This is a genomic window from Enterobacter sp. JBIWA003 (assembly GCF_019968825.1).
Taxonomy (GTDB): domain Bacteria; phylum Pseudomonadota; class Gammaproteobacteria; order Enterobacterales; family Enterobacteriaceae; genus Enterobacter; species Enterobacter quasiroggenkampii.
The window spans coordinates 2,336,824-2,361,934 of record NZ_CP074170.1 but is presented as its reverse complement, the minus strand read 5'-3'; the positions used below and the strand labels follow the sequence as shown (position 1 = coordinate 2,361,934).

The window sequence follows — 25,111 nt, the reverse complement described above, 5'->3', positions numbered from 1 at the left end:
GGTTAACGCAATTCGTGTAAAGAAACGCCAAAAGGCCGCGGGGATCGCTCCCCGCGGCGTTGTTTTACGCAATTAACAGTTGATGGTTCGCCAGCAGCGTCGCCAGATCCGTCTGCACGCCGTTCAGCGTCACCAGGGTGGTTGGCGAGAACTGACCGCCGGTACCGTCCAGGTCAACCTGGATCTCGGTATTGCTGCCGTTCTGCACCACGCGGATGTAGTCGCTGATATTGCCCGCGCTGCTGTCCAGCGTGGCCACGCCGTTCACGTAGCTCGCCGAGCCCGTGCCGGTATAGCCGCTGCCGGAAAGCAGATCGCGCAGGTCAATACGATCCGTGTCCGCCGTCCCTTCCCAGGTGCCGACCGTAAAGCCGTTCACCACGTCGTGACCGTTACCGCCCGTGGCATCCGAGGCGTTGATCAGCTTGTAGAGCAGCGTATCGTGACCGCCGCTGCCGATGTTGAAGGTGTCATTTCCGCCGCGGCCTTCGAACCGGTTATCACCACTGTTGCCGGTGATGACGTCGTCGTAATCCGAGCCGTTAATCCCTTCAATGTTCAGCAGACGCGTGGTGCCGAAGCCGGTGTTCTGCGCGGTTGAGAGGCGCAGATCCACGGTCACGCCAGAGGTCGCGTTGCGGTAATCCACCACGTCCATCCCACCGGTGTTGCTCCAGGTGTCATGGTCGGAATGGGTAGTCCAGCCGCCGGAACCGTTGTAGGTATAGGTACCCTGCTCTGCGATAAAGGTGTCGTTATACCCGGTCCCGGTAATGGTGCCGCTGTGGCCGCCGGTGGCCGCTTCGGCCGTCAGGACGTAGCCCTCCTTGCCGTTGCCCGCCTCCAGGCCGCTCCAGGTGACGTTATCCGACACGCCGTTGGTGATCTTCAGGATCTCGGCCGAATAGATTTCATTCGGATCCAGCCCGTAGAAACTCACCAGCGCGGAGGTGTCGTTCGACCCAATACCGGACTGGGCGTTAATGATCTGCGAGGCCACCAGCACACCCGCGGCGTTGTACAGGTTGACCGTATTGCCGTAGTAGGCGTTGATGCCCTCGCTGTCGACAATGTGCAGATGCATCGCGGTGCCATCAGCAATGGTTTTGCTGTTTTGCACCAGCACCACCTTGCCGTTCTGCTGAGAGACCAGCAGATCCTGCGCGCCGTCCCAGTTGTAGTCCACTGCCGCCACGCCGGTGGCGTAAGCAATGCCGGACGCCAGCTGGCTTGAGGTCCAGGTAGAGCCGTAGCCGTTGTTGGTGAACAGGGTCGCCGTCTGCGAGCCGCCGTAGGTGCTGAGCTTGACGATGTCCATCTGCCCGTCACCGTTCCAGTCCACCGCCACCGACAGATAGCCCGCCGAGGCGTTAGAGGCCTCGACCGCGCTCTTGGTGGCCGAGAGCTTCCCGGTGCCGTCGTTGTAGTAGATCACCCCGCCGTTGTTGTTGTAGCTGCTGCCCAGGTACAGATCCATGTAGCCATCGCCGTTGAAGTCTGCCCACGTCATGGACGCCGCCGTGGTGGTATTCGAGGCGTTAGCCACAAACACGTTCGTCAGGTTCTGACCGATGGATAACGTCCCGTTGCCGTTGTTGTTGATCACGGTTAACGAGTACGCGCCGCTGCGGTTGGTGTGCTGAACCACATCCACGGTGCCGTCATTGTTAATATCGACGCCGGAGATTTCACGCATGGTGGTGAACTGTCCCCAGAACCCCGCGCCGCCGTAGGTGCCGTCAGGCGAGAGTACCCCGTTGTTGTTGATCAGATAGGTAATGGAGTCCGCGCCGGAGTCACCGTACGCCAGATCCAGATACCCATCCCCGGTTTTATCGTACGCAATCACGCCGCCGTACCAGATGGTGGTCCCCATTGCCAGCTGACTGGCGTTATAGGTGCTGCCATCGTAGGTCCACATCACCTGCGTGGATCCTGAGTAGGTGGTCTCCGTGGCGAAAATGTCCTGCGTGCCGTTACGGTCAAAGTCGGCGGCGGTCTGGCTCACCACGTAGTAGTTACGGGTGTTAGTCAGCGTATTGCCGGCATAGGTCGAGCTATCGCTGCTGGAGTAAGACTGGCCGTTAGCGATGATATTCCACAGACCGCTGCTGTTCATGCCGAGGGTCATGGTGGAGTTGTTGCTGTTCCCCGCCGTGGTTGCCCAGTCGGTGTTCACCGAGGTGGTATCAATCACCAGGCTACCGGTCGCCGTACCCGTGGTATTGCCGTTACCCGCGCTGCTCTTCACCTGCGCGGTCACGCTGTAGCTCGCCACGCTCAGCACATCGCCGTCCGGGATCTGCAGATACCAGGTGTTGTGATCCGGGTCGACCACCACCGCACCGCCCGTCTGGGAGGTGTAGGTTTTGCCGTTCACCGTCACCACCAGATATTCACCGTTCACCAGGTCAGCGGAGACGGTACCGGTGACGATCGGCGTGGTATCAGACGTGGTCTGCGCGGTAATCGCCGCCGTGGTGGTCGGGATGCTGGTATCAACGTTCAGCACGAAGCCGTCGGATTCCGTGTAGTTTCCGGCCCTGTCGGTGACGCGCACGATGTAGGTGTGATTCCCGTCGCTCAGGCCGTTGTCCTGGAAGGACCAGCTTGCGCTGCCGTTCATGGTCACCTGGCCGAGCAGAACCCCGTCACGGTAAAGCTGCACGATCTCGCCGTCATCCGGGGCGCGGTTAAGCGTCCCGTTGATCAGCGGCGAGTTATCGTCCGTTGCCACCGCGCTGCCAAAGGTGCCCTGACGCTCGCCTTCGCCGTCGGTGTAGCTCACGACCGTGCCAACCGTGGTCGGCGGCGTGGTGTCTACCGTGACGACCTGAGACGCGGTGGAACCCACGTTGCCCGCCTGGTCGATAATCCGCACCTGGTAGGTGTAGTCCCCGTCAGGCAGATCGCGAGTATCGGTGTAGCTCCAGCGCTGGTTGGTGACCGTGGTATCAAGCCAGGTATTCCCGCCGTCGAGGCTGATCTGTACGCGCTCGTCGCTGGCCAGCGCGCTGCCCAGCGAACCGTTGATGGTCAGCGTGGTGTCCATGGTGATGAAATCACTGCCGGACTGGCCGGTATCTTCGCTGATGCTGTCGATGGTGACGCCATACTGCGGCGCCTGCGTATCCACCGTCACCGCCTGCGAGGTGGTGGCCCCAACGTTACCCGCCAGATCAACGACCCGCACCTGGTAGTTATGGCTGCCGTCGGTCAGGGTACGCGTGTCGCTGTAGCTCCACTGCGTACCGCTTACGGTGGCGTATACCCAGGTCGTGCCGCCGTCCATGCTCACCTGCACGAATTCACCCGCGCCGAGTTCTGCGCCGAGCGTTCCGTGCAGCGTGTACGAGGTCGAACTGGTCAGGAAGTCGTTATTATCGAAGCCGGTATCCACGGTAATGTTATCCACGGTCACCGTAATCGCCGCATCCGGGGCGACCGTATCGACAGTCACCTGCTGATGGGCGCTGGCCCCCACGTTACCGGCGGCATCCACCACGCGGACGTAGTAGTCATAGGTCTGGTTACCCAGCGTGCGGCTATCGACGTAGTACCAGGTGTTGCCGGTGACGATCACGTTCTGCCAGGTGACGCCGCCGTCGATGCTGATCTGGGCGTATTCGCCGTCGGCCAGCGTCGCGCCGAGCGAGCCGTGCAACGTCAGGGACGTGTCGCGAGTGATAAAGTCGCTGTTGCTCAGGCCAGTATCGTCGCTGATGCTGTCGATGGCGATCGTTTTGCTGGCGTCCGGCGCAACGGTATCAATGGTCACCACCTGAGAGGCGGTGGCGCTGATGTTGCCCGCATCGTCAATCACGCGCAGCTGGTAGTTGTAATCCCCGTCGGCCAGCGTACGGCCATCGACATACGTCCAGCTCAGACCGCTGACGCTGACGTCGGTCCAGGTGACGCCCCCGTCAAGGCTGATCTGCGCGTGGTCGCCGCTGCCCAGCGCCGCGCCCAGCGTCCCTTTCAGGCTGATCTGGTTGTCGCTGGTGATAAAGTCGCTGCCGGACAGGCCGGTATCCTGCGTAATGGAATCCACGGTAATGGTGGTTGCCGCAGGCTTCGTCAGGTCAATCACCACGTCCTGGCTGTCCGTGGCCCCCACGTTGCCCGCGTTATCAATCACGCGGACCTGGTACTGATACGTACCGTCCGTCAGGGTGCGGCCATCGGCGTAGCGCCACGTGGTGCCGGTCACGGTCAGGTCAATCCAGGTGACGCCGCCGTCGAGGCTGATCTGCGCCTTCTCGTTATTGCCGAGCTGCGCGGTCAGCGAGCCGTTGACGACGACCTGGCTGTCGTTGGTGATGAAATCCGTTGCGCTCAGGCCGGTGTCGTTTTGCAGCGAATCAATAGCGATACCCATCGACGGCGCAGTCAGATCGACCGTGACGGTATGGTTATCGCTGGCGCTGTTGCCGATGGTATTGCTGACCTGCGCGTTAATCACGTACGAGCCGCCGTCTGCCAGCGCGGTCACGTCAGCGCTTCCCACCGTGTAGCTCCAGGTACCGTCATTCTGGACGGTAGCCGCATAGGTTTTACCGTTCAGCGTGATGGTCACCGTCTGGCCTGCCGGCGCGTCGGTGGTGCCACTGATGACCAGCGGCGTGCCATGCTCGGCGGCGTTGACGATGTCGTCCTGCGCAAAGGTGTTAATGGTGATGGTTGGGACATCGCCATTCAGCGTCACGTCGTGCGTTGCGCTGCCCGGGTTGCCCGCCTTATCGTTCACCGAAGCGGTGATGGTGTACTCCCCGTCGCTCAGGCCGAGGAAATCACGGCCCGGCACGAAGACCGACCACGATCCGTCTGCCCCGACGGTCGCCTGGTAGCTGTGCCCGTTGAAGGAGACGGTCACCGTCTGGCCCTGTTCCGCCGTGGTGGTGCCGCGGATGGTCTGGCCCGCCTGCTGCTCCGCGTTGTTGACGATATCGTCATCGGCCACAGTGCTGATGGTTACGGTTGGCGCAACGGTATCCACCGTTAAGGTGTGCGTGGTCTGGCCGTTATTACCCGCTTTATCGTTGACCGAGGCAGTGACCGTCAGCGCGCCCTGGCTCAGGGCGGCCAGGTCGGCTGCCGGCACGTCGAGCGTCCAGGTGCCGTCGCTGCCGACAAGCGCAGTGTAGGTTTTGCCGCCCAGCGTCACGGTAACGGTCTGACCCGCCTCCGCGCTGGAAGATCCGTGCACGGTCAGCGGCTGCTGCGCTTCCGCGGCGTTCAGCATGTCGTCAACCGACAGCGTCCCAATGCTCACCACCGGCGCAGTAGTATCCACGCTGATGCCGTGCGTTGCCGACGCGCTGTTGCCCGCGCTGTCCTGTGCCGATACGGACACCTGATAGCGTGCACCATCGGCCAGGGCGCCCACGTCGGCGGCCGGTACGGTTGTCGTCCAGGTGCCGTCGTTCTGTATCGTGGCGGTATAGGTCTTGCCGTTCAGGGTCACGGTGACCTGGGTCCCGCTGGCGAACTGCGCGCTGGAGCCGTTAATCACCAGTGACGAACCGGCTTCAGCCGCGTTGATGACGTCGTCACCGCTAACGGTGTTCACCGTCAGCGCCACGGAGGCGGTGTTGACCACCACGTCATGGGTCTGGGTGCTGCTGTTACCCGCGCTGTCGGTAATGGTCGCGCTGAGGGTCACGGTGCCGTCGGTCAGCGCGGAAATCACGCTGGCCGGAACGCCCACGCTCCAGTTGCCGCTGGCGTCAACGGTAGTGGTGTACTGGTGCGAACCGAGGGTGATAACCACTTTATCCCCGACGTTCGCGCCGGTTGCCGACCCGCTGACGATCTGCGCCTGGCCGTGCTCCACGCTGTTAATCACGTCATCGCCCGCCACCACGTTAAAGCTGACGGTCGGCGGCGTGGTATCAAGCGTAATCGTCTTACCCGCGCTGCCCGGGTTCCCCGCCGCGTCGCTCACGCTCACCTGCACGGTGTAGCCGCTATCCGCCAGTGCGGCCAGATCGCTGCCCGGAACGTTCACGCTCCAGACGCCGCCCTGCTGCACCTGCGCGGTATAGCTCTTACCGCCCAGCATCACGGTGACCGTCTGCCCGGCTTCCGCCGTGGTGGTGCCGGAGATAGCAACGCCCGCAGCCGCTTCGCTGCCGTTAATCACGTTATCGCCTGCGACCGTATCAATGGTCACGGTTGGCGCAGTCGCGTCCACGCTGTACTCCCGGCCCGCCGTGGCGCTGTTGCCGTGCGCGTTGGTGACGCTCACCTGCACGCTGGCGTCACCGTCTTTCAGGCCCGCGAGATCCGCGGACGGCACGGTGGCCGTCCAGTTACCGTCAGCATCCACCTTCGCGGTGTACGTCTTGCCGCCGAAGGTAACCGTAACGGTCTGGTTTTCCTCCACGTTCGAGGTGCTGCCGGAGAGCACCAGATCCGCACCTTTCTCCGCCGCGTTAATCACGTCGTCGGTGGCAATCGCATCGATGCTGATAGCCACCGCCGCCAGATCGACGGTCACGTCATGGCTGATGGTCACCGGGTTGCCCGCCGCGCTCTGGCCTGCAACGGTCACGGTGACCGTACCTGCTGCGAAGGCCGCGACGTCTGCCGCCGGGATCGCCGCGCTCCAGGAACCGTCTGCCAGCACGGAGGCCGCATAAGTTTTGCCATTGACGGTCACGGTGAGCGTTGTGCCTGCCGCCAGCCCGTCGCTGGTGCCGGAGACGATCAGGTTTTGAGTATGTTCGATGCTGTTGATCACATCGTCGCCCGCCACGGTATCAACGCGCAGGCCCGGCAGGTTAGCGTCGATCGCGATGTCGCGCTCGCCGGTCCCGGTGTTGCCATGGCCGTTGGTGACGGTTGCTGACACGGTCAAATCGCCATTGCCCAGCGCCGTCAGGACGGACTCCGGCACGTTCACGGACCAGGTCAGATCGCTCTGCACCGTCGCGGTGTAGGTGTTACCGCCAATGGTCACGGTGACGGTATTGCCCGCTTCCGCGTTCGTTACCTTGCCGCTGAGGGTCTGGCCCGCGGCCACTTCCGCCGCGTTAATGACGTTATCGCCCGCCACGGTGTTGATGGTGACGCCCGGCAGCGCGGTGTCTACCAGCAGGTTCGCGGTGTTGCTCACGCTGTTGCCCACGCCGTTGGTGGCGGCCGCGCTCAGGGTGTAGTTGGCTTCGCCCAGGCTCGCCAGATCCGCCGCCGGGACCGTCAGGCTCCAGGTGCCGTCTGCCGCGGTCGTCGCCGTGTAGTTTTTGCCGTTCAGGGTCACGGTCACCACGGTGCCTTCCGCCAGGTTGGCGCTGGTGCCGCTCACGCTCAGATCCTGACCTTTTTCCACCGCATTCAGCACGTTGTCACCGCTGATGGCGTTGAAGCTGACCGATGGCAGACCGGTATCGACGGTCACGTTATGCGTGCCGATGCCGGTGTTGCCCGCCGCGTCGGTGACGGACGCAGTCACGGTCACGGTGCCGTCGCTGAGGCCGGAAATGACGCTCGCCGGAACGCCCACACTCCAGTTCCCCGCCGCGTCCAGCACGGTGGTGTACGTCTGGCCGCCGATGGTGACGGTCACCTTATCGCCCGCGGCCGCGCCGGTGGCGGTACCGCTGATGATGTGCGCCTGGCCATGCTCAACAAGGTTAATCACATCGTCACCCGCCACGCTGCTGATGGTCACCGCCGGAACGGTGACGTCCACCGTCAGGTTGTGATCAACGGACGCCGGGTTGCCCGCCTTGTCGCTTACCGATGCGGTCACGGTTACACTGCCGTCCGTCAGGGCCGCAACATCGGCCGCCGGAACGTTCAGCGTCCAGCTGCCGTCCGCGCTGACGGTGGTGGTGTAGTCTTTGCCATTCAGCGACACGGTCACCGTCTGGCCCGCTTCGGCAGAGCTGCTGCCGGACACGGTCAGTTCGCTATTCGCTTCGGCGGCATTGAGAATGTCGTCCGTCGCCAGGGTGTTGATGGTCACGCTCGGCGCGGTCGCATATACGCTGTACTCGCGGCCCGCCGAGGCGCTGTTGCCGTTCACGTTGGTGACGCTCACCTGCACGCTGGCATCGCCGTCCTTCAGGCCAGCCAGATCCGCAGACGGTACGGTACAGGTCCAGTTGCCGCTGTCGTCCACTGTCGCACTATAGATTTTGCCGTTCAGGCTGATGGTCACGGTCTGCCCGGCTTCCACGTTGATGACCGCACCGGACAGCACCAGATCCGCGCCCTTCTCCGCCGCGTTAATCACGTCGTCGGTGGCAATCGCATTGATGCTGATGGCAACGGTCGCCAGATCTACCGTCACATCGTGGCTGATGGTAATCGGATTGCCCGCAGCGCTGTCGCCAGTGACGCTGATTTTGACGGTGCCTTCCGGCCACGCGCTCACGTCGGTAGACGGCACAGCCGCGCTCCAGCTGCCGTCCGCCAGTACCGTGGCCGCATAGTCTTTGCCGTTGATGGTGACGGTCAGCGCCGTGCCCGGTGCCAGCCCGTCGCTGGAGCCGGTAACAATGAGGTTCTGCGCATGCTCAATGCTGTTGACCACGTTGTCGCCCGCCACGGTATCAACGCGCAGGCCCGGCAGGTTAGCGTCGATCGCGATCTCGCGCTCGCCGGTGCCGGTGTTGCCGTGGCCGTTGGTAACGGTCGCCGTCACGCTCAGGCTGCCGTTGCCCAGCGCGGTCAGCACGTCAGACGGCACGTTGACGGACCAGGTCAGGTCGTTCTGCACCGTTGCGGTGTAGCTGTTGCCGCCAATGGTCACGGTCACGGTGTTGCCCGCTTCGGCATTCGCCACGGTGCCGCTCAGGGTCTGGCCTGCGGCCACTTCCGCCGCATTAATGACGTTATCGCCCGCCACGGTGTTGATGGTGACCGTTGGCAGCGCGGTGTCTACCAGCAGGTTCGCGGTGTTGCTGACGCTGTTGCCCACCCCGTTGGTGGCGGTCGCATTCAGGGTGTAGTTGGCCTGACCCAGACCGGCCAGATCCGCCGCCGGAACCGTCAGGCTCCAGGTGCCGTCTGCCGCGGTTGTCGCCGTGTAGTTTTTGCCGTTCAGGGTCACGGTCACCACGGTGCCTTCCGCCAGGTTGGCGCTGGTGCCGCTGACACTCAGATCCTGACCCTTCTCCACCGCGTTCAGCACGTTATCGTCGCTGATGGCGTTGAAGCTGACCGAAGGCAGACCGGTATCGACGGTCACGTTATGGCTGCCGGTGCCGGTGTTGCCCGCCGCGTCGGTGAGCGACGCCGTGACGGTCACGGTGCCGTCGCTGAGGCCGGAAATGACGCTTGCCGGTACGCCCACGCTCCAGTTCCCCGCTGCGTCCAGCACGGTGGTGTACGTCTGGCCGCCGATGGTGACGGTCACCTTATCGCCCGCTGCCGCACCGGTGGCGGTGCCGCTGATGATTTGCGCCTGGCCGTGTTCTGCGATGTTAATGACATCGTCGCCCGCCACGGTATTGATGGTCACCGCAGGCACGGTCACATCCACCGTCAGGTTGTGGTCCACGGACGCCGGGTTACCCGCCTTGTCGCTGACGCTTGCGGTCACGGTGACGCTGCCGTCCGTCAGGGCCGCAACATCGGCCGCCGGAACGTTCAGCGTCCAGCTGCCATCCGCGCTGACGGTTGTGGTGTAGTCTTTGCCGTTCAGCGACACGGTGACCGTCTGGCCCGCTTCGGTGGTACTGGTACCGGACACGGTCAGATCGCTCTTCGCTTCGGCGGCATTAAGGATGTCGTCCGTCGCCAGGGTGTTAATGGTCACGCTCGGCGCGGTCGCATCCACGCTGTACTCGCGGCCCGCCGAGGCGCTGTTGCCGTTCACGTTGGTGACGCTCACCTGCACGCTGGCGTCGCCGTCTTTCAGACCCGCCAGGTCGGCGGCTGGCACCGTGGTCGTCCATTTGCCGTCGGCGCCTACGGTCGCGGTGTAGCTCTTGCCGCCGAAAGTGATGGTAACGGTCTGGTTTTCCTCAACGTTTGAGGTCGCCCCGGAGAGCACCAGATCCGCGCCCTTCTCGGCGGCGTTAATCACGTCGTCTGCGGCAATCGCATCGATGCTGATGGCAACGGTCGCCAGGTCCACCGTCACATCATGGCTGATGGAGACCGGATTACCGGCGCTGCTCTGGCCTGCCACGGTCACGGTGACCGTGCCTGCATTCAGCGCACCCACGTCCGCAGCCGGGATCGCCGCGCGCCAGGTGCCGTCCGCCAGCACGGTCGCCGGATAGGTTTTGCCGTTGACGGTCACGGTCAGCGCCGCGCCCGCCGCCAGCCCGTCGCTGGTGCCGGTGATAATCAGGTTCTGCCCGTGTTCGATGCTGTTGATCACGTCGTCACCCGCCACGGTATCCACGCGCAGGCCCGGCAGGTTAGCGTCGATAGTGATATCGCGCTCAGCGGATCCGCTGTTGCCGACGCCGTTGGTCACGCTGGCCGACACCGTCAAATCGCCGTTACCCAGCGCAGTCAGCACGTCCGACGGCACGTTAACGGACCAGGTGAGATCGCTCTGCACCGTTGCGGTGTAGCTGTTGCCGCCAATGGTCACGGTCACGGTGTTGCCCGCTTCGGCATTCACCACCTTACCGCTGATGGTCTGGCCGGCAGCCAGCTCGGCGGCGTTAATCACGTCGTCGCCCGCAATGGTGTTGACGATCACGCCCGGCAGAACGGACTCCACGTTTACGGTGTGCGACGCGCTGGTGCTGTTACCGACGCTGTCCGTCGCCGAGGCGGTGACGGTGTAAAGCGCCTCGCCCAGCTGACCGACTTCGCTCGCCGGAACGGTGGTGGTCCATTTTCCGTTATCGTCCACCTGCGCACTGTACGCTTTGCCGTTCAGCATCACGGTCACCACCGCGCCTGCCGCCAGGCCGGAAGCCGTACCGGAGAGGGTCAGGTCCTGGGTTTTCTCGGTGCTGTTGATCACATCGTCACCGGAAACGGTGTCAATGGTCAGCCCCGGCGCGGTCAGGTTCACCGCCACGCCGTGCGTGGCGCTGTTGCTGTTGCCCGCTTTATCGGTCAGCGCCGCGGTAATGGTGTAATCCCCGGCGGCCAGCGCGGTGACGTCCGCCGCAGGCACGCCCACGCTCCAGTTGCCGGAGGCGTCCAGGGTGGCGGTGTACGATTTGCCGTTGAGGGTGACCGTGACCACGTCGCCCGCCGCCGCGCCCGTCACGGAACCGGTGACAATCAGGGCCTGCGCATGCTCGGCGCTGTTGATCACGTCGTCGTCGGACACGGTGTGAATGGTCAACTGTGGAACGGTGGTATCCACCAGCACGTCGCGATCCGCGGAGGCCGGGTTGCCCGCTTTGTCCGATACGGCGGCGCTGACGGTGTAGTTCCCGTCGGTAATACCGCTCAGATCCGCGGACGGCACGGTCACGCTCCAGCTGCCGTTAGCCTGCACGGTGGTGGTATAGTCCACACCGTTCAGGGTCACGGTGACGGTCTGGCCCGCTTCGGCGTTGGTGACGCCGTTAATCACCAGATCCTGCTGCGCTTCAGCCGCATTGATGATGTTGTTGTCGCTGATGATTTCAATAGACACCGTCGGCGCGGTCGCGTCCACGCTGTACTCGCGGCCCGCCGACGCGCTGTTGCCGTTCACGTTGGTCACGCTCACCTGCACGCTGGCGTCGCCGTCCTTCAGGCTGCCCACGTCGGCAGACGGTACGGTAGCCGTCCAGTTGCCGTCGGCATCGACCGTCGCGGTGTACGACTTGCCGCCGAAGGTGATGGTAACGATCTGGTTTTCTTCCACGTTGGTGGCGGAGCCGGACAGCACCAGGTCCGCGCCTTTCTCTGCCGCGTTAATCACGTCGTCAGAGGCAATCGGGTTAATGCTGATGGCGACTGCCGCCAGATCCACCTTCACGTCATGGCTGATGGTCACCGGATTCCCCGCGGTGCTTTGCCCCTCCACGGTCACGGTGACCGTGCCCGCAGCCAGCGCGCTGACGTCTGCCGCCGGAATGGCCGCCGTCCAGGTGCCGTCCGCCAGTACGGTGGCCGCGTAGGTTTTGCCGTTGACGGTGACGGTCAGCGCCGCGCCCGTTGCCAGACCGTCGCTGGTGCCGGTGATAATCAGGTTTTGAGCGTGTTCGATGCTATTGATCACATCGTCGCCTGCCACGGTATCGACGCGCAGGCCCGGCAGGTTTGCGTCGATGCTGATGTCGCGCTCGCCGGTGCCGGTGTTGCCGTGGCCGTTGGTGACGCTGGCTGACACTGTCAGATCGCCGTTACCGATGGCGGTTAAGACCGAGGACGGCACGTTGACCGACCAGCTCAGATCGTCCTGAACCGTCGCGGTATAGGTATTGCCGCCAATGGAAATGGTGACAGTGTCACCGCTCGCCGCACCGCTCACTTTCCCGCTCAGGGTCTGTCCCGCAGCCACTTCCGCGGCGTTAATGACATCGTCCGTGGCGATCGGGTTGATGGTGACCTGTGGCAGCGCGCTGTCGACCAGCACGCTGTGGCCGGTGCTCGCGCTGTTGCCCGCGGCGTCAGTCACGCTCGCCGTCACGACGTAGCTCGCTTCGCCCAGCGCCGAGACGTTTGCCGCCGGAACGGTCACGCTCCAGTTCCCGCTGGCGTCGGTGGTGGCCGTATAGCTGATTCCGTTCAGGGTCACCGTAATGGTCGTTCCGTCCGGCTGGTTACTGGTGCCGGATACCTGCAGATCCTGGCCTTTCTCGGTCGCGTTGATCACGTCGTCAACCGCCAGGGTATTGATGGCAATGACCGGCGCGGTCAGGGAGACGTCAAATTCGTGCGTCGCGCTGGCGCTGTTACCGGCTTTGTCGGTGAGGGTCGCGGAGATCGTCTGGTCACCATTGGCCAGCGCGCCCACGTCCGCCGCCGGAACGCCCACGCTCCAGCTGCCGGACGCGTCCAGCATGGCGGTGTAGTCTTTACCGTTCAGGGTCACGGTAATCACGTCGCCCGCCTGCGCGCCCGTCACCTTACCGGAGACGATCAGCGCCTGGCCGTGCTCGGCAATATTCACGATGTCGTCGCCGGCAACGATGTTGAAGGTGATCTGCGGCACGGTGGTGTCCACCAACACCGAGGATCCTGCGCTGGCCGGGTTACCTGCTTTATCGGACACGGTCGCCGTGACCGCCGCGTTGCCGTCGGTAATGCCTGCCAGATCCGCCGCAGGCACGTCGAGCGTCCAGCTGCCGTCCGCCTGCACCTGCGCGGTGTACTGATTGCCGTTGAAGGTCACGGTGACCGTCTGGCCTGCTTCGGCCGTAGACGTCCCGCTCAGGGTCAGATCCTGCGCCGCCTCAGCCGCATTCAGCATATTATCGCCGCTGATGGTGTTGATGGTCACCGTCGGCGCGGTGGTGTCAACGCTGAATGCCTGCGCCGAAGATGCCGTATTGCCGTTCACGTTGGTGACGCTGACCTGCACGCTGGCGTCACCCTCTTTCAGGCCGCTCAGATCGGCAGCCGGAACGGTCCAGGTCCAGTCACCGTTGCTATCCACCGTCGTGGTATACGTTTTCCCTGCGAAGGTGATGGTGACGGTCTGGCCCGCTTCAACGTTGGATGTCGTACCGGACAGCACCAGATCCTGGCCTTTTTCCGCCGCGTTAAGCACGTTGTCGTCGGTCACGCTGCTGATGGTGATGGCGACCGGCGCGAGATCGACGTCCACGACGGTCCCGATGGTTACCGGGTTGCCGGAGGCATCTTGCGCGCTTGCCTTGATATCCAGCGAGCCATCTGCCCACTGGGACACGTCCGCCGCCGGTACCGCCGCCTGCCAGGTACCGTCCGCCAGCACCGTTGCGGAATACGCTTTGCCGTTGATGGTCACGGTCACGGCGCTGCCCGCCGCCAGATCGGTGCTGGTGCCGGACACAATCAGGTTCTGCGCGTGTTCAATCACGTTAATCACGTCGTCGCCTGCGACCGTATCAATACGCAGCCCCGGAAGCTGGGCGTCGATGGTGAAGTCGAGAGAAGAAGAACCGGTATTGCCGTGGCCGTTGGTCACGCTGGCCGATACGGTGAGATCGCCATTGCCGAGCGCGGTGAACTGACTCTCCGTTAACGGCAGGCTCCACGTGAGATCGTCCTGCACGGTAGCCGTGTATGTCTGACCGCCGAGGATAATCGTGACAGTGTCACCTGCCGTCGCGTTCGTCACCTTACCGGACAGGGTTTGCCCTGCCGCCACTTCCGCCGCGTTAACGATATTGTCGCCCGCCAGCGTGTTGATCGTCACCACCGGCAGCGAGCTGTCCACCAGCACATCGTGTGTGGCTGAGGCGCTGTTGCCTACGCTATCGGTGACGCTCGCCGTCACGGTGTAATTCGCTTCGCCCAGCGCCGAGACGTTTGCTGCCGGAACGGTCAGGCTCCAGTTGCCGCTGGCGTCAGCGGTGGCCGTATAGTGAATGCCGTTCAGGGTCACCGTAATGGTCGTGCCTTCCGGCTGGTTGCTGGTGCCGGAAATCTGCAGAGCTTCGCCTTTCTCAGCCGCGTTAATCACGTCGTCTGCCGCCAGCGTGTTGATACCGATGACAGGCGTCACGGTATTCACCACCACATCCAGCGAAGTGCTTCCGGTATTACCGGACCTGTCGGTCACAGAGACGTCGATGGTCCAGGTGCCGTCCGTCAGCCCCTGTACGACAGACGCCGGCAGGCCAAGGCTCCAGTTGCCCGCTGCATCCACCACGGTGGTGTAATCGACGCTGTTAATGGTAATGGTCACAAGGTCGCCCGCTGCCGCACCGGCGACGGAGCCGCTCAGGATCTGCGCCTGTGAATGGGCGAGCTGGTTAACGGTGTTAGTGTCGGTGACAAAGTCGTTAATGGTCACCTGCGGCACGGTCGCGTCCACCAGACCCACGCGGTCCGCACTGCTGCTGTTGCCCGCCACGTCGCTCACGGTGGCCGTCACGGTCACGATGCCATCGTTGAGGGCGCCGACATCAGCCGCCGGTACGATCAGCTGCCAGGTACCGTCCGTCTGGACCGTGGTCTGGTACGTTTTGCCGTTCAGCGTCACGGTGACCGTCTGGCCTGCTTCCGCACTGCTGGTGCCGCTCAAGGCTAAATCCTGCTGCGCCTCAGCCGCGTTGATGATGTTGTCGGCGGTCAGATTATCGAGCGTAATCGCTGGCGGCAGCGTATCCACCGTGACCACGCGCGACGCGTCGGCACTGTTGCCGTTGACGTTCGTGACGCTGACGCTCACCTGCGCGCGCCCGTCGATCAGGGTTTCCATGGCGCTGGCAGGCACGGTCAGGCTCCAGGAGCCGTCCTGCTGCACCTGTGCGGTAAAGGTCTGGTCGGCGAATTTCACCACCACGGTCTGCCCCGCCTCCACGCCCTGCGTCTGGCCGGAAAGGGTTAAATCGGCGCCTTTTTCTGCCGCATTCAGCAGGTCGTCGCCGGAGACGGTATCAATGGTGACCGCCACGGCGTTCAGATCGAGTTCAATCGGGTGTTCAGCCGCAACGGTATTGCCCCAGGCATCTTCAGCGCTGACGCTTACCGTCACCTCTCCCGCCGTCCAGGCCTGCAGGTCCGCGGCCGGGACGCCGATCTGCCAGTGGCCGCTGGCGTTCACCGCGGTAACGTACTCAACGTTATTGATGGTGACGGTAATCTGCGTGCCGGCAGCCAGATGGGTGCTGGAGCCGGTGACGGTCAGATCCTGCTGCTGCTCAATGGCGTTGACCACGTCATCGCCGGAAATGGTGTTCACGCGCAGACCCGGCAACTGCGCGTTGATGTTGATATCGCGTTCGCCGGTGCCGGTATTGCCGTGCGAATTGGTCACCGACGCGGTGAAGGTTAAATCGCCGTCGCCGAACGCCTTAAGATCCGCTGACGGGATTTTCACGCTCCAGGTCAGATCGCTGCCCACCGTGGCGGTGTAGCTCTTGCCGCCCACGGTGACAGAAACGGTATCGCCCGCCGCCGCGCCGGTGACGCGACCGCTGAGCGTTTGATCCACACCCGCTTCGGCGTTATTGACCAGGTTGTCCCCCGCAAAGGTGTTGATGATCACCTGCGGCAGCACGGTATCCACCAGCAGCGTCGCCGCGGCAGAGCCGCTGTTACCCACGCTGTCAGTACCGCTGACGCTGACGGTGTAAAGGGTGTTCGCCAGATTCAGGACGTCGGAAACCGGCACCTGGACCGCCCAGATGCCGTTTTCAACGGTGGCCTGATAGCTGACGTTGTTCAACGTCACGGTGATGGCGCTGCCGTCAGGCAGGTTGCTGGTGCCGGTCAGGCTCAGCGGCTGCATTGCCTCCTGAGCATTCAACACGTTGTCCTGGCTGATGGTATCAATCGTAAATTCTGGCGGGTTGCCGCTCAGCGTAATGCCGTGTGTGGCGCTGCCGGTGTTGCCTGCCGCGTCGGTCACGGAAACTGAAATCGTATGGTTACCTTCCCCCAGCGCGCCCAGCACGGACGCCGGAACGCCTACGCTCCAGCTGCCGTCCGCCAGCACCACGCCGGTGAAGGACTGGCCGCCAACGGTCACGGTGACCACATCCCCCGCGGCGGCGCCGTTTGCCTGCCCGGAGATAATCTGCGCCTGACCCTGCTCGCTGATATTGAGAATATCGTCGCCCGCCACGGTATCGATGGTGACGACCGGCGCGGTGGTATCCACCGCAAAATCGGCGGTGACAGACGAGCCGTTACCCGCTTTGTCGCTGACGTTCACCGTCAGGGTGTGATTGCCCTCGCTGAGCGCCTGCACGTCGTTCGCGGCAAGCGTGACGGACCAGGTGCCGTCGCTGCCCACCGTGGCGTTGTAGTTTTTACCGTTCAGCGTGACTGTGACGATCTGACCAGCTTCCGCATTCGTTTTGCCGGTCAGCGTCAGCGGCTGGCTGTGCTCGGCGGCATTAATGATGTTGTCCTGCGCGAGGGTATCGACAGAGAGGGTTGGCGCGACGGTATCCACGCCGATTGTCTGGCTGCCGCTCACGGTGTTACCCGCCGCGTCTTTGCCGCTGACGTTGACCGTCCAGGTGCCATCGCCCAGCGCCTGCGCGTCGGCCGCGGGTACGTTAACGCTCCACGTCCCGTCAGCGCCCACCACGGCCCCGTAGGTTTTACCGTTCAGCGTCACGGTAAGTTCGGTGCCCTGCGCCAGATTCTTGCTGGCGCCGGAGAGCGTAAAGCCTGCGGATTGCTCGCTGGCGTTAAGCACGTTATCGCCCGCCGTGGTGGCCAGCGTAATGGCGGCCTCGGCGGTCGAGACCGTTACGGTGATATTGCCCGCATCGGTAGTCTTACTGCCGTCGATCTGCACCACCGACCAGGTGTGTTCCCCGTCCGTCTGGGTCGGTAATTTTACCGTCCAGGTGCCCTCTTTACTCACCATGGCGCTGGCGATGGTGCTGCCGCTGCTGTCTTTAATCTGGATCGTCGCGCCCGGCTGACCGGTACCGCTAAAGGTTGGCGTGTTGTCATCCGTGATCGCGTTTGCTGTCAGCACGCCCTGCTTGTCGCCCGCTTTATCCGACAGCAGGAAGGTTGGCGTGGCGCTTTCCACCTCTTTCGTATTATCAATAACTTTTGTTTTAGTATCGCCGTCGCCGCCGTTTGCCAGCAGCGCCCCGATGGCACCGCCGCCTAATGCAGCTCCCGCAATCCAGCCCCACGGCGCATCGCTTAAGACGCTTTCCTGCTCCAGGAAAGGTTGAATGCTGCTAATCGGTGTGGCCTGCGCGGTTAACTCGGTCACCGCCACGCCTGATGCTTCCCCGGCATCGGCAAAAGAAATATGCGTCAGTTCCTGACGATCGTTGAATACCAGCTCTGACTGAGTATGCGTTTCAGGATCTTCAACAAAATAGTTATTGCAGCGAATCACGCTGCCATCTTTCATATAAATGAGGAGGTCTTTCCCCTGACGGACATAACGCGCCACATCCTGAGCAGAACCCTGGATTTCAATCACGCTCGGGGATGAAATAGAGACCGACAAATTCCCTTCGCCGGTTAATTTCGTTTTCTCCGCCGTTTTGCGAATGATGACATCAACAACCTTTATGTTACTCATATTTCTCTCCTTGCAGGTGTACGGATTCCTGTGGATATGTCCACCAGACGGATGTAGCTATCCCTGGGAAAAAACACCCATTATTTTCAGACTTATTTTTCGCGACAATACGCGTCTTTTTTTAACTCAAATCGGGTAGTTTTGCGGCAGCGTTTTTCTCTATTCCAATAAGCGGCATTAAATTATCAACCGCGGAAGCATAATTAATTGCCGAACTCCAGCCATCATACTCAGCGATTATTTTCGCCGAGGTGGCCTGCCAGACATCCTGCTCAACGCTGAGCAGATCGTTAATGCTCCGCTTGCTCAGGGTGTACTCATTTTTATAGACATCACGGGCGCGCAGGGCATTTTCCAGCTGCTGTTTCCCGGCCTCCATTCTTCCCCGTGCACCGGTCCAGTCCGCCTGCGCGACGGAGGCTTTTTGCAGGACATCGAAACGCGCCTGATCGACCTGAGAGGAAGCCATCGCCCGTGCTCCTTCAGCCTGCCGCACGCGTGCAGAGACCGCGCCGCCCTGATAAAGCGGTGCGTCAATGTTGAGCTGGATCTGGTCGTCCCAGTACGAACGGTTGTCCGACTCGTAACGGGTACGTCCGCCCTTCAGGCTTAAGGTCGGCCAGTGCTGGGACTTCGCCGTTTCCACGCCATACTGGGCTGAGCGCTCCATGTTTTGCGCGGCCATGACCGCCGGTATCAGCGAATAATCAATGCGGTTGAGCGAATCAGGCTCAACAGCGAGATTTGCGGGTACAGGCGAAAAGTTATCGGCCTGCATTCCGGTTAATACCGCGAGCCTTGCACGGGCGCTGTTTAAGGCGGCGTGATACTGCGCGACCGTCGCCTGCATGCCGGCAATACGCGTGCGGGTCTGGAGCTCATCGGAGGTCGAGCTCACGCCCGCGTCGGCGCGCAGCTTTGCCAGCTGCTCAACATTTTTTAGCGCCTGAACGTTCTCCTTTGCCGCCTGCAGCAGATCGGCATAGCGTTTGACCTCGACATAGCTCAGCGCCGTTTTTTCCGCCACGTCAGAGAGCGTGCTCATCAGCTGGTAGCGGTAGCTATCGCGCTGGGCGGAAGACTGGCTGATGCTGTTATTGGTCTTGCCAAAGTCATATATCAGCTGCGTCAGGCTCAGCCCCCACGCGGCTGAATTCTTCAGCGACCCGCTGGAATCGGTGGTCTGGCTATGGCCCGTGCTGCCGTTCAGCGATTCGGCGGTAAATGGGACCATAAGCAGCGCCTGTTTGCCGGAAGCGCCACCTTGTCCTTGCTGTCCCGCTATCGGGCAGATATTGCCATCCTCGGGGCGTGCGCCATTCATGCTGAACTCGGTTTGAGCGCCGGTAAAGAAGCGGATGCCGAGGTTAAACGCGCGATGCTGGACGCAAGCCATGCGCACTGGATTGTTGCCGACCACCTGAAAGTCAACCGCTGCGAGCCGTATCTGGTTTCCGGGTTATCCAACATTCAACAACTCTTTTTAGATCGTCCCTGGCCTGAGCTTGGGGACCCTGGCGCATTGCAGGTCACGGTGTGCGCGAATTAACGTGGAGAAGTTCATGAGTACAGTTCGAACAATTAACATTGCGCTGATCGGGTATGGATTTGTGGGCAAAACCTTCCATGCCCCGTTAATCCAGTCTGTGGACGGGCTTAAGCTGGCCGTGGTCTCTTCTCGTGATGAAGAGAAGGTTAAACGCGATCTGCCGCATGTAGAGGTGGTCGCCACCCCTGAAGAGGCTATTCAGCATCCTGATGTTGACCTGGTGGTGATTGCCTCCCCCAACGCCACGCACGCCCCGCTGGCGACGCTGGCTCTGAACGCCGGCAAGCATGTCGTGGTGGATAAGCCTTTCACCCTCGACATGCAGGAAGCCCGCGACCTGATTGCGCTGGCGGAGGAAAAGCAGCGTCTGCTCTCCGTCTTCCACAACCGCCGCTGGGACAGCGATTTCCTCGGCATTAAGCAGGTTATTGAGCAGGGCACGCTCGGCAAGATTAAACATCTGGAGTCACATATTGACCGCTTCCGCCCGGAAGTGCGCGTGCGCTGGCGGGAGCAGAACGTCCCCGGAAGTGGCTTATGGTTTGACCTGGGTCCTCATCTTATCGACCAGACGCTGCAGCTCTTTGGCCTTCCGCAGTCGGTTCAGGGGAATATCGCGACGCTGCGCGACGGTGCAGAAATTAACGACTGGGCGCACGTGGTCTTAAACTACCCGGAGCATAAGGTGATTCTGCACGCCAGCATGCTGGTGGCAGGCGGTACGGCGCGCTTTGCCGTCCACGGGGACAAGGGCAGCGTGGTGAAGGCCAGAATCGATCAGCAGGAAGCACAGCTGCTCTCTGGGGTGATCCCCGGCAGTGAGGCCTGGGGCGAAGACAGCGACAGCATGGTGTTCTTTGGCGCTGACGGTGCATCGCAGACGATCCCTACCCCGAAAGGCGATCAGCGTCAGTACTACATCAACGTGCGTGATGCGCTACGCGGGGAAATCGCCAATCCTGTCCACCCTGTTGAGGCATTAGCGGTGATGGCCGTGCTGGAAGCGGCGGTGACGTCGTCGGAAACGGGGTCAACGCAGACGCTGGCGTTAACGGCTGAAGAGCGTGCTCTGTTGGGTTAAAAAACAAGCCGGGTGACGCGTAGCGCTCCCGGCCTACGATTCTGGAATTGCATCGTAGGCCGGGTAAGGCATAGCCGCCACCCGGCAAGCGTTAAAGACTACGAACGCTTTTTCGGCATCATGCGCAGCAGGGTATTATCTTTCCAGAAATAGTGGTGCATCAGCGCCGCCGCGGCGTGCAGGCCAATCACAAAATAGCCCAGATTTGCCAGCGTCTCGTGCCACTCTTTCAGCATATCTACCAGGTCAAAATTGGACTCCGCCGCATGCGGCATCGCCAGGCCAAAAGCAAACCAGTCGCTGCCCCGGTTATACATCATCACAATGCCAATCAGCGGCAGCGCAATAAACAGCAGATACACCACCAGATGCCCCAGATGAGACATCCCCGTCACCATCGCTTTTGGCTTCGGTTGAATCGGTGGTGCACGGAATTTCAGGCGAACCAGCAGACGCGTCACCATCAGCACCAGGATACTGATCCCACATGAGACGTGGATCATGTTGATCGTCGGGCGCGCGGTGCGCGGGAAGAAACCTCTGAACTCCATGGCGCAGTAGGCGACGATGATTAACAGAAACACCAGCCAGTGGATGCCAATTTGCAGGCTTGTATATTTAGTGCGCATGTGATTTCTCGATTAAAAACAGTTACCGCGCCAACATAATCTCCTTTCCTTAAAAATTCATTAACTTTTCTGTATGGTTTTTCAAATACATCCTCCCGCATGAAGCATCTTCAATTGCCGCCCTGCCCGTGATGGTCTAAGCCTGGATGAGTTCAAACTGTCACATCGACACGTTTACAGGAGAACACCATGAGTAAAATTGGCATTAACGGATTTGGACGCATCGGACGTCTTGTTCTGCGCCGCCTTCTTGAAACCCAGGACAGTAATACCGTCGTCGCCATCAACGACCTCACCTCTCCCAAAGTGCTGGCCTACCTGCTCAGGCACGATTCCAACTACGGTGGCTTCCCGTGGAGCGTGGATTTCACCGAGGATGCGCTGATCGTTGACGGTAAAACCATCGCGGTGTATGCCGAAAAAGAGGCAAAGCACATTCCGTGGAAAGCCGCGGGCGTGGATATCGTTGTGGAGTGCACCGGCTTTTATACGTCTGAAGAGAAATCACGGGCGCACCTGGACGCGGGCGCGAAGAAGGTGCTGATCTCTGCGCCCGCGGGGGACATGAAAACCATCGTCTACAGCGTGAACGACGAGACCATTGACGCCAGTGATACCATTATTTCCGTCGCCTCCTGCACCACCAACTGCCTCGCCCCGCTAGCAAAAGCCCTGAACGACGCGTTTGAAATTAAGGTGGGCACCATGACCACCATTCATGCCTATACCGGTACCCAGGCGCTGGTGGATGGCCCGCGCGGGAAAGATCTTCGCGCCTCCCGGGCGGCGGCAGAGAATATCATTCCGCACACCACCGGCGCCGCCAAAGCCATTGGTCTGGTGATCCCTGCGCTCAGCGGCAAACTGAAAGGCCACGCCCAGCGTGTGCCGGTTAAAACGGGCTCCGTGACCGAACTGGTGGCGATTCTGGGCAAGAAAGTGACCGTTGAGGAGATTAACGCCGCGCTGAAAAAGGCCACTCAGGGCAATAAATCGTTCGGGTATACCGATGAAGAGATTGTGTCGTCAGATGTGATTGGCTCGCATTATGGTTCGGTGTTTGACGCCACGCAGACGGAGGTGTCAGAAGCGGGAGACCTTCAGCTGGTGAAAGCCGTTGCCTGGTATGACAACGAGTATGGGTTTGTGACGCAACTGGTGCGGACGCTGGATAAGTTTGCGGCGCTGTGATTTTTCCCCCTCACCCTCTCCCCAATGGGGCGAGGGGATTGTTCCGTGCCTAAATTATTTTACGTGCGCCCTTCAGGACAGGATCCTGCTGTAGCTGTTTCCACGCGGCGGTGACGGCCTCGGGGAATTCAACGTGAGCAATATAATCCCGCCCGGCCGGGCCATAGCCGTTGGCGTCATCATACAGGCGCGGCAGCTCCCCCATAACCAGTGAAAGGTAACGGTCAACGGGCCACAGTCCGGTGTGGCCCTCGCTGAATTCCACGCCCTCGTTACCGTTTTGCAGCGTCGGCGTAAACCCGGGATGGCTTATCCACTGCGGTGAATCGGGCTCATCACGACACACGCGGGCAAACGTCGCCATCGTGCGGCGCTGCATCGTCGGATCCTGCACCACCAGCACCCGCCCGGTCGTTCGATGATGCTGTTTCAGCATGTTCCAGCTAAAGCGCGCGTTTTCACCGCAGTTGGTGGAGCGATCCTCAACCCACAGACGCGCCTCGGGGATCTGCCAGAACGCCCGCGCAATGTCGGCAAGAATGCTCGCTTCGGCCCGCCCGGTGACCGGTACGGTGTGGTAACGCGGATGATTGCCAATGGCGGTATATAAAAAGGGGGTCGAATGGCCGATGCCGCCGCTGATCAGAAGCGGTACATCTCTCTGGGCGGCAATACGGCAGGCCGCGTCAATGGTGGGGATCACCGCGTTTCCGGCCAGAATCACCGCATCGACTTCCGGGAGCGGACGCGTCGCGCTCAGGTCGTCCTGCGCCAGCCATTCACCGACAGTATTGAAAGCCGCCAGCGTGGCATCCGCCAGAACGGGAAAATGGGGCTGAACCATGGTGAACTCCTCACGTTGTTGAAGCGCCGAATTTATCATTTTTCTGAAATAACCAGAAACATCCAAAAATCATCGGGTTGCACCTGCCTATTATGCTTTTGATTTCCAGCCCTACAAAACATTGTATTGTGCAGGCGTCATGAAAAAGCACCCAACGCTGCTTATTTCGCCGTGATCTGACCAGTTTTATCCCCCCTGCGCTTGCCAAAGACAACATCCAACCCTAAGTTGCTTAACAATTTCACAACCTTTTTTATCAACACAGGTTGCACCTGAAGCGCGCCAGGTGACACCTCTCTCATCATCAACGTGGCGGGGTTTCAGGTCATGACAGAACATGAAAGTACGACGACGGTGTTACGTAAAAATAAAAAGGTGTTAATCGCCAGCCTTACCGGGAGCGCCATTGAATGGTTTGACTATTTTCTCTACGGTACGGCGGCCGCGCTGGTCTTCAATAAGATCTTTTTCCCGATGGTCGATCCGGTGATCGGACTCATCCTCTCTTATCTCTCTTTCTCATTAACCTTCTTTATTCGCCCCATTGGTGGGGTACTTTTCGCCCACATCGGCGACCGCATCGGACGTAAAAAAACCCTCGTGCTGACCCTCTCTTTGATGGGAGGTGCAACCGTTATGATTGGCCTGCTGCCCACGTATGAGATGATTGGCCTCTGGGCGCCTGCGCTGCTGATCCTGATGCGCATCATTCAGGGGATGGGCATCGGCGGTGAATGGGGCGGCGCGCTGCTGCTGGCCTATGAATACGCGCCAGAAAAACGTAAAGGCTTCTTCGGCAGTATTCCTCAGGCGGGCGTCACCATCGGCATGCTGATGGCAACCTTTATCGTTTCGCTGATGACCCTGTTCAGCGAGGCGGATTTCCTCTCCTGGGGCTGGCGCATCCCGTTCCTGCTGAGCTCGGTTCTGGTGTTGCTCGGCCTGTGGATCCGTAAAGATATTGATGAAACGCCCGATTTTCAGCGAGTCAAAGCGTCCGGTCAGGTGGCTAAGGCTCCGCTGCGCGATACGCTGAAACATCACTGGCGTGAAGTGCTGATTGCCGCCGGTTTGAAGGTGGTTGAAACCGCGCCGTTCTATATTTTCTCGACCTTCGTGGTGAGCTATGCCACCAGCACGCTGACGTATCAGAAATCGCAGGCGCTGGAAGCCGTGACGCTGGGTGCGCTAGTGGCGACCATTATGATCCCGCTAATGGGGCTGCTCTCCGATAAGGTAGGCCGTCAGCGCATGTACGCGATCAGCGTCTTCGTGCTGGGCCTGTTTATCGTACCGTGGTTTATGCTGCTCAATACCGGCACCACATGGGGTATCGTGCTCGCGACGGTCATCGCCTTTGGCGTGCTGTGGGCACCTGTCACCGCGGTACTCGGCACGCTGTGCTCTGAAATCTTTAGTGCAAACGTGCGCTACACCGGCATTACGCTCGGCTATCAATTGGGTGCCGCGCTGGCTGGCGGTACCGCGCCGTTGATTGCCACCGGACTGCTGGCAAAATACGACGGCGACTGGGTGCCGGTGGCCTGGTATCTTGCCGTCACGGTGACCATTTCTTTAATCGCGATTTTCTGCGCCAGCCGCGTTAAGCGCGCCACTCTCATCCAGGCGCAGCCCGAACGTCTCTGACCCTTCCCGGCCCGTCCTGCGGGCCGCTCTTTTTCCTTAAATTTCCCTTCACCATTTGATTAACATGCGTAAATCATATTCACTTGAATTATCATTTGCG

The 25,111-nt window shown here is 61.2% G+C and carries 6 protein-coding genes and 2 pseudogenes; 4 read left to right on the top strand and 4 right to left on the bottom strand.

Translation table 11 applies throughout. The features are described from left to right. Positions 1-64 precede the first annotated feature (64 nt). Entirely contained in the window at positions 65-18,070 is an 18,006-nt protein-coding gene (locus KGP25_RS11300) for an Ig-like domain-containing protein (RefSeq protein ID WP_223540461.1), read from the bottom strand. A 121-nt stretch (positions 18,071-18,191) separates the two neighbouring features. Then, positions 18,192-19,283 (bottom strand): annotated as a pseudogene (locus KGP25_RS11295) (TolC family outer membrane protein); the annotation flags it as partial. A gap of 3 nt (positions 19,284-19,286) precedes the next feature. Between KGP25_RS11295 and KGP25_RS11290 the strand changes: the two are divergent. Together KGP25_RS11290 and KGP25_RS11285 are read left to right on the top strand one after the other, a co-directional pair. Then, positions 19,287-19,619: pseudogene (locus KGP25_RS11290) on the top strand (DeoR/GlpR transcriptional regulator); the annotation flags it as partial. A gap of 13 nt (positions 19,620-19,632) precedes the next feature. Next, a complete protein-coding gene (locus KGP25_RS11285) occupies positions 19,633-20,700 on the top strand; it encodes an oxidoreductase (protein ID WP_223540459.1) in 1,068 nt (355 codons plus the stop codon). A gap of 98 nt (positions 20,701-20,798) precedes the next feature. Here KGP25_RS11285 and cybB read toward each other — a convergent pair whose 3' ends face one another. Next, positions 20,799-21,329, bottom strand: a complete 531-nt coding sequence (gene cybB, locus KGP25_RS11280) for a cytochrome b561 (RefSeq protein ID WP_021242559.1) — start codon at positions 21,327-21,329, stop codon at positions 20,799-20,801. A gap of 189 nt (positions 21,330-21,518) precedes the next feature. On the opposite strand from cybB, the gene gap reads away from it, so the two are divergent. Beyond that, complete coding sequence (gene gap, locus KGP25_RS11275; protein ID WP_023327422.1) at positions 21,519-22,520, top strand: type I glyceraldehyde-3-phosphate dehydrogenase; 1,002 nt, start codon at positions 21,519-21,521, stop codon at positions 22,518-22,520. Positions 22,521-22,569: 49 nt separating this feature from the next. Here gap and KGP25_RS11270 read toward each other — a convergent pair whose 3' ends face one another. Further along, the gene (locus KGP25_RS11270) at positions 22,570-23,364 is read right to left on the bottom strand and encodes a YdcF family protein (protein ID WP_223540458.1); all 795 of its coding nucleotides are present in this window, start codon (positions 23,362-23,364) and stop codon (positions 22,570-22,572) included. A 327-nt stretch (positions 23,365-23,691) separates the two neighbouring features. Here KGP25_RS11270 and KGP25_RS11265 point away from each other — a divergent pair, with 327 nt between their 5' ends. Then, complete coding sequence (locus KGP25_RS11265) at positions 23,692-25,011, top strand: MFS transporter (protein WP_046092563.1); 1,320 nt, start codon at positions 23,692-23,694, stop codon at positions 25,009-25,011. The last annotated feature ends 100 nt before the right edge of the window (positions 25,012-25,111 follow it).

Bases quoted from the DNA above. Each gene is read 5' to 3' on its own strand.
- cybB (WP_021242559.1), bottom strand. From the start codon at position 21,329: ATGCGCACTAAATATACAAGCCTGCAAATTGGCATCCACTGGCTGGTG.
- KGP25_RS11300 (WP_223540461.1), bottom strand. From the start codon at position 18,070: ATGAGTAACATAAAGGTTGTTGATGTCATCATTCGCAAAACGGCGGAG.
- KGP25_RS11265 (WP_046092563.1), top strand. From the start codon at position 23,692: ATGACAGAACATGAAAGTACGACGACGGTGTTACGTAAAAATAAAAAG.
- gap (WP_023327422.1), top strand. From the start codon at position 21,519: ATGAGTAAAATTGGCATTAACGGATTTGGACGCATCGGACGTCTTGTT.
- KGP25_RS11285 (WP_223540459.1), top strand. From the start codon at position 19,633: ATGAGTACAGTTCGAACAATTAACATTGCGCTGATCGGGTATGGATTT.
- KGP25_RS11270 (WP_223540458.1), bottom strand. From the start codon at position 23,364: ATGGTTCAGCCCCATTTTCCCGTTCTGGCGGATGCCACGCTGGCGGCT.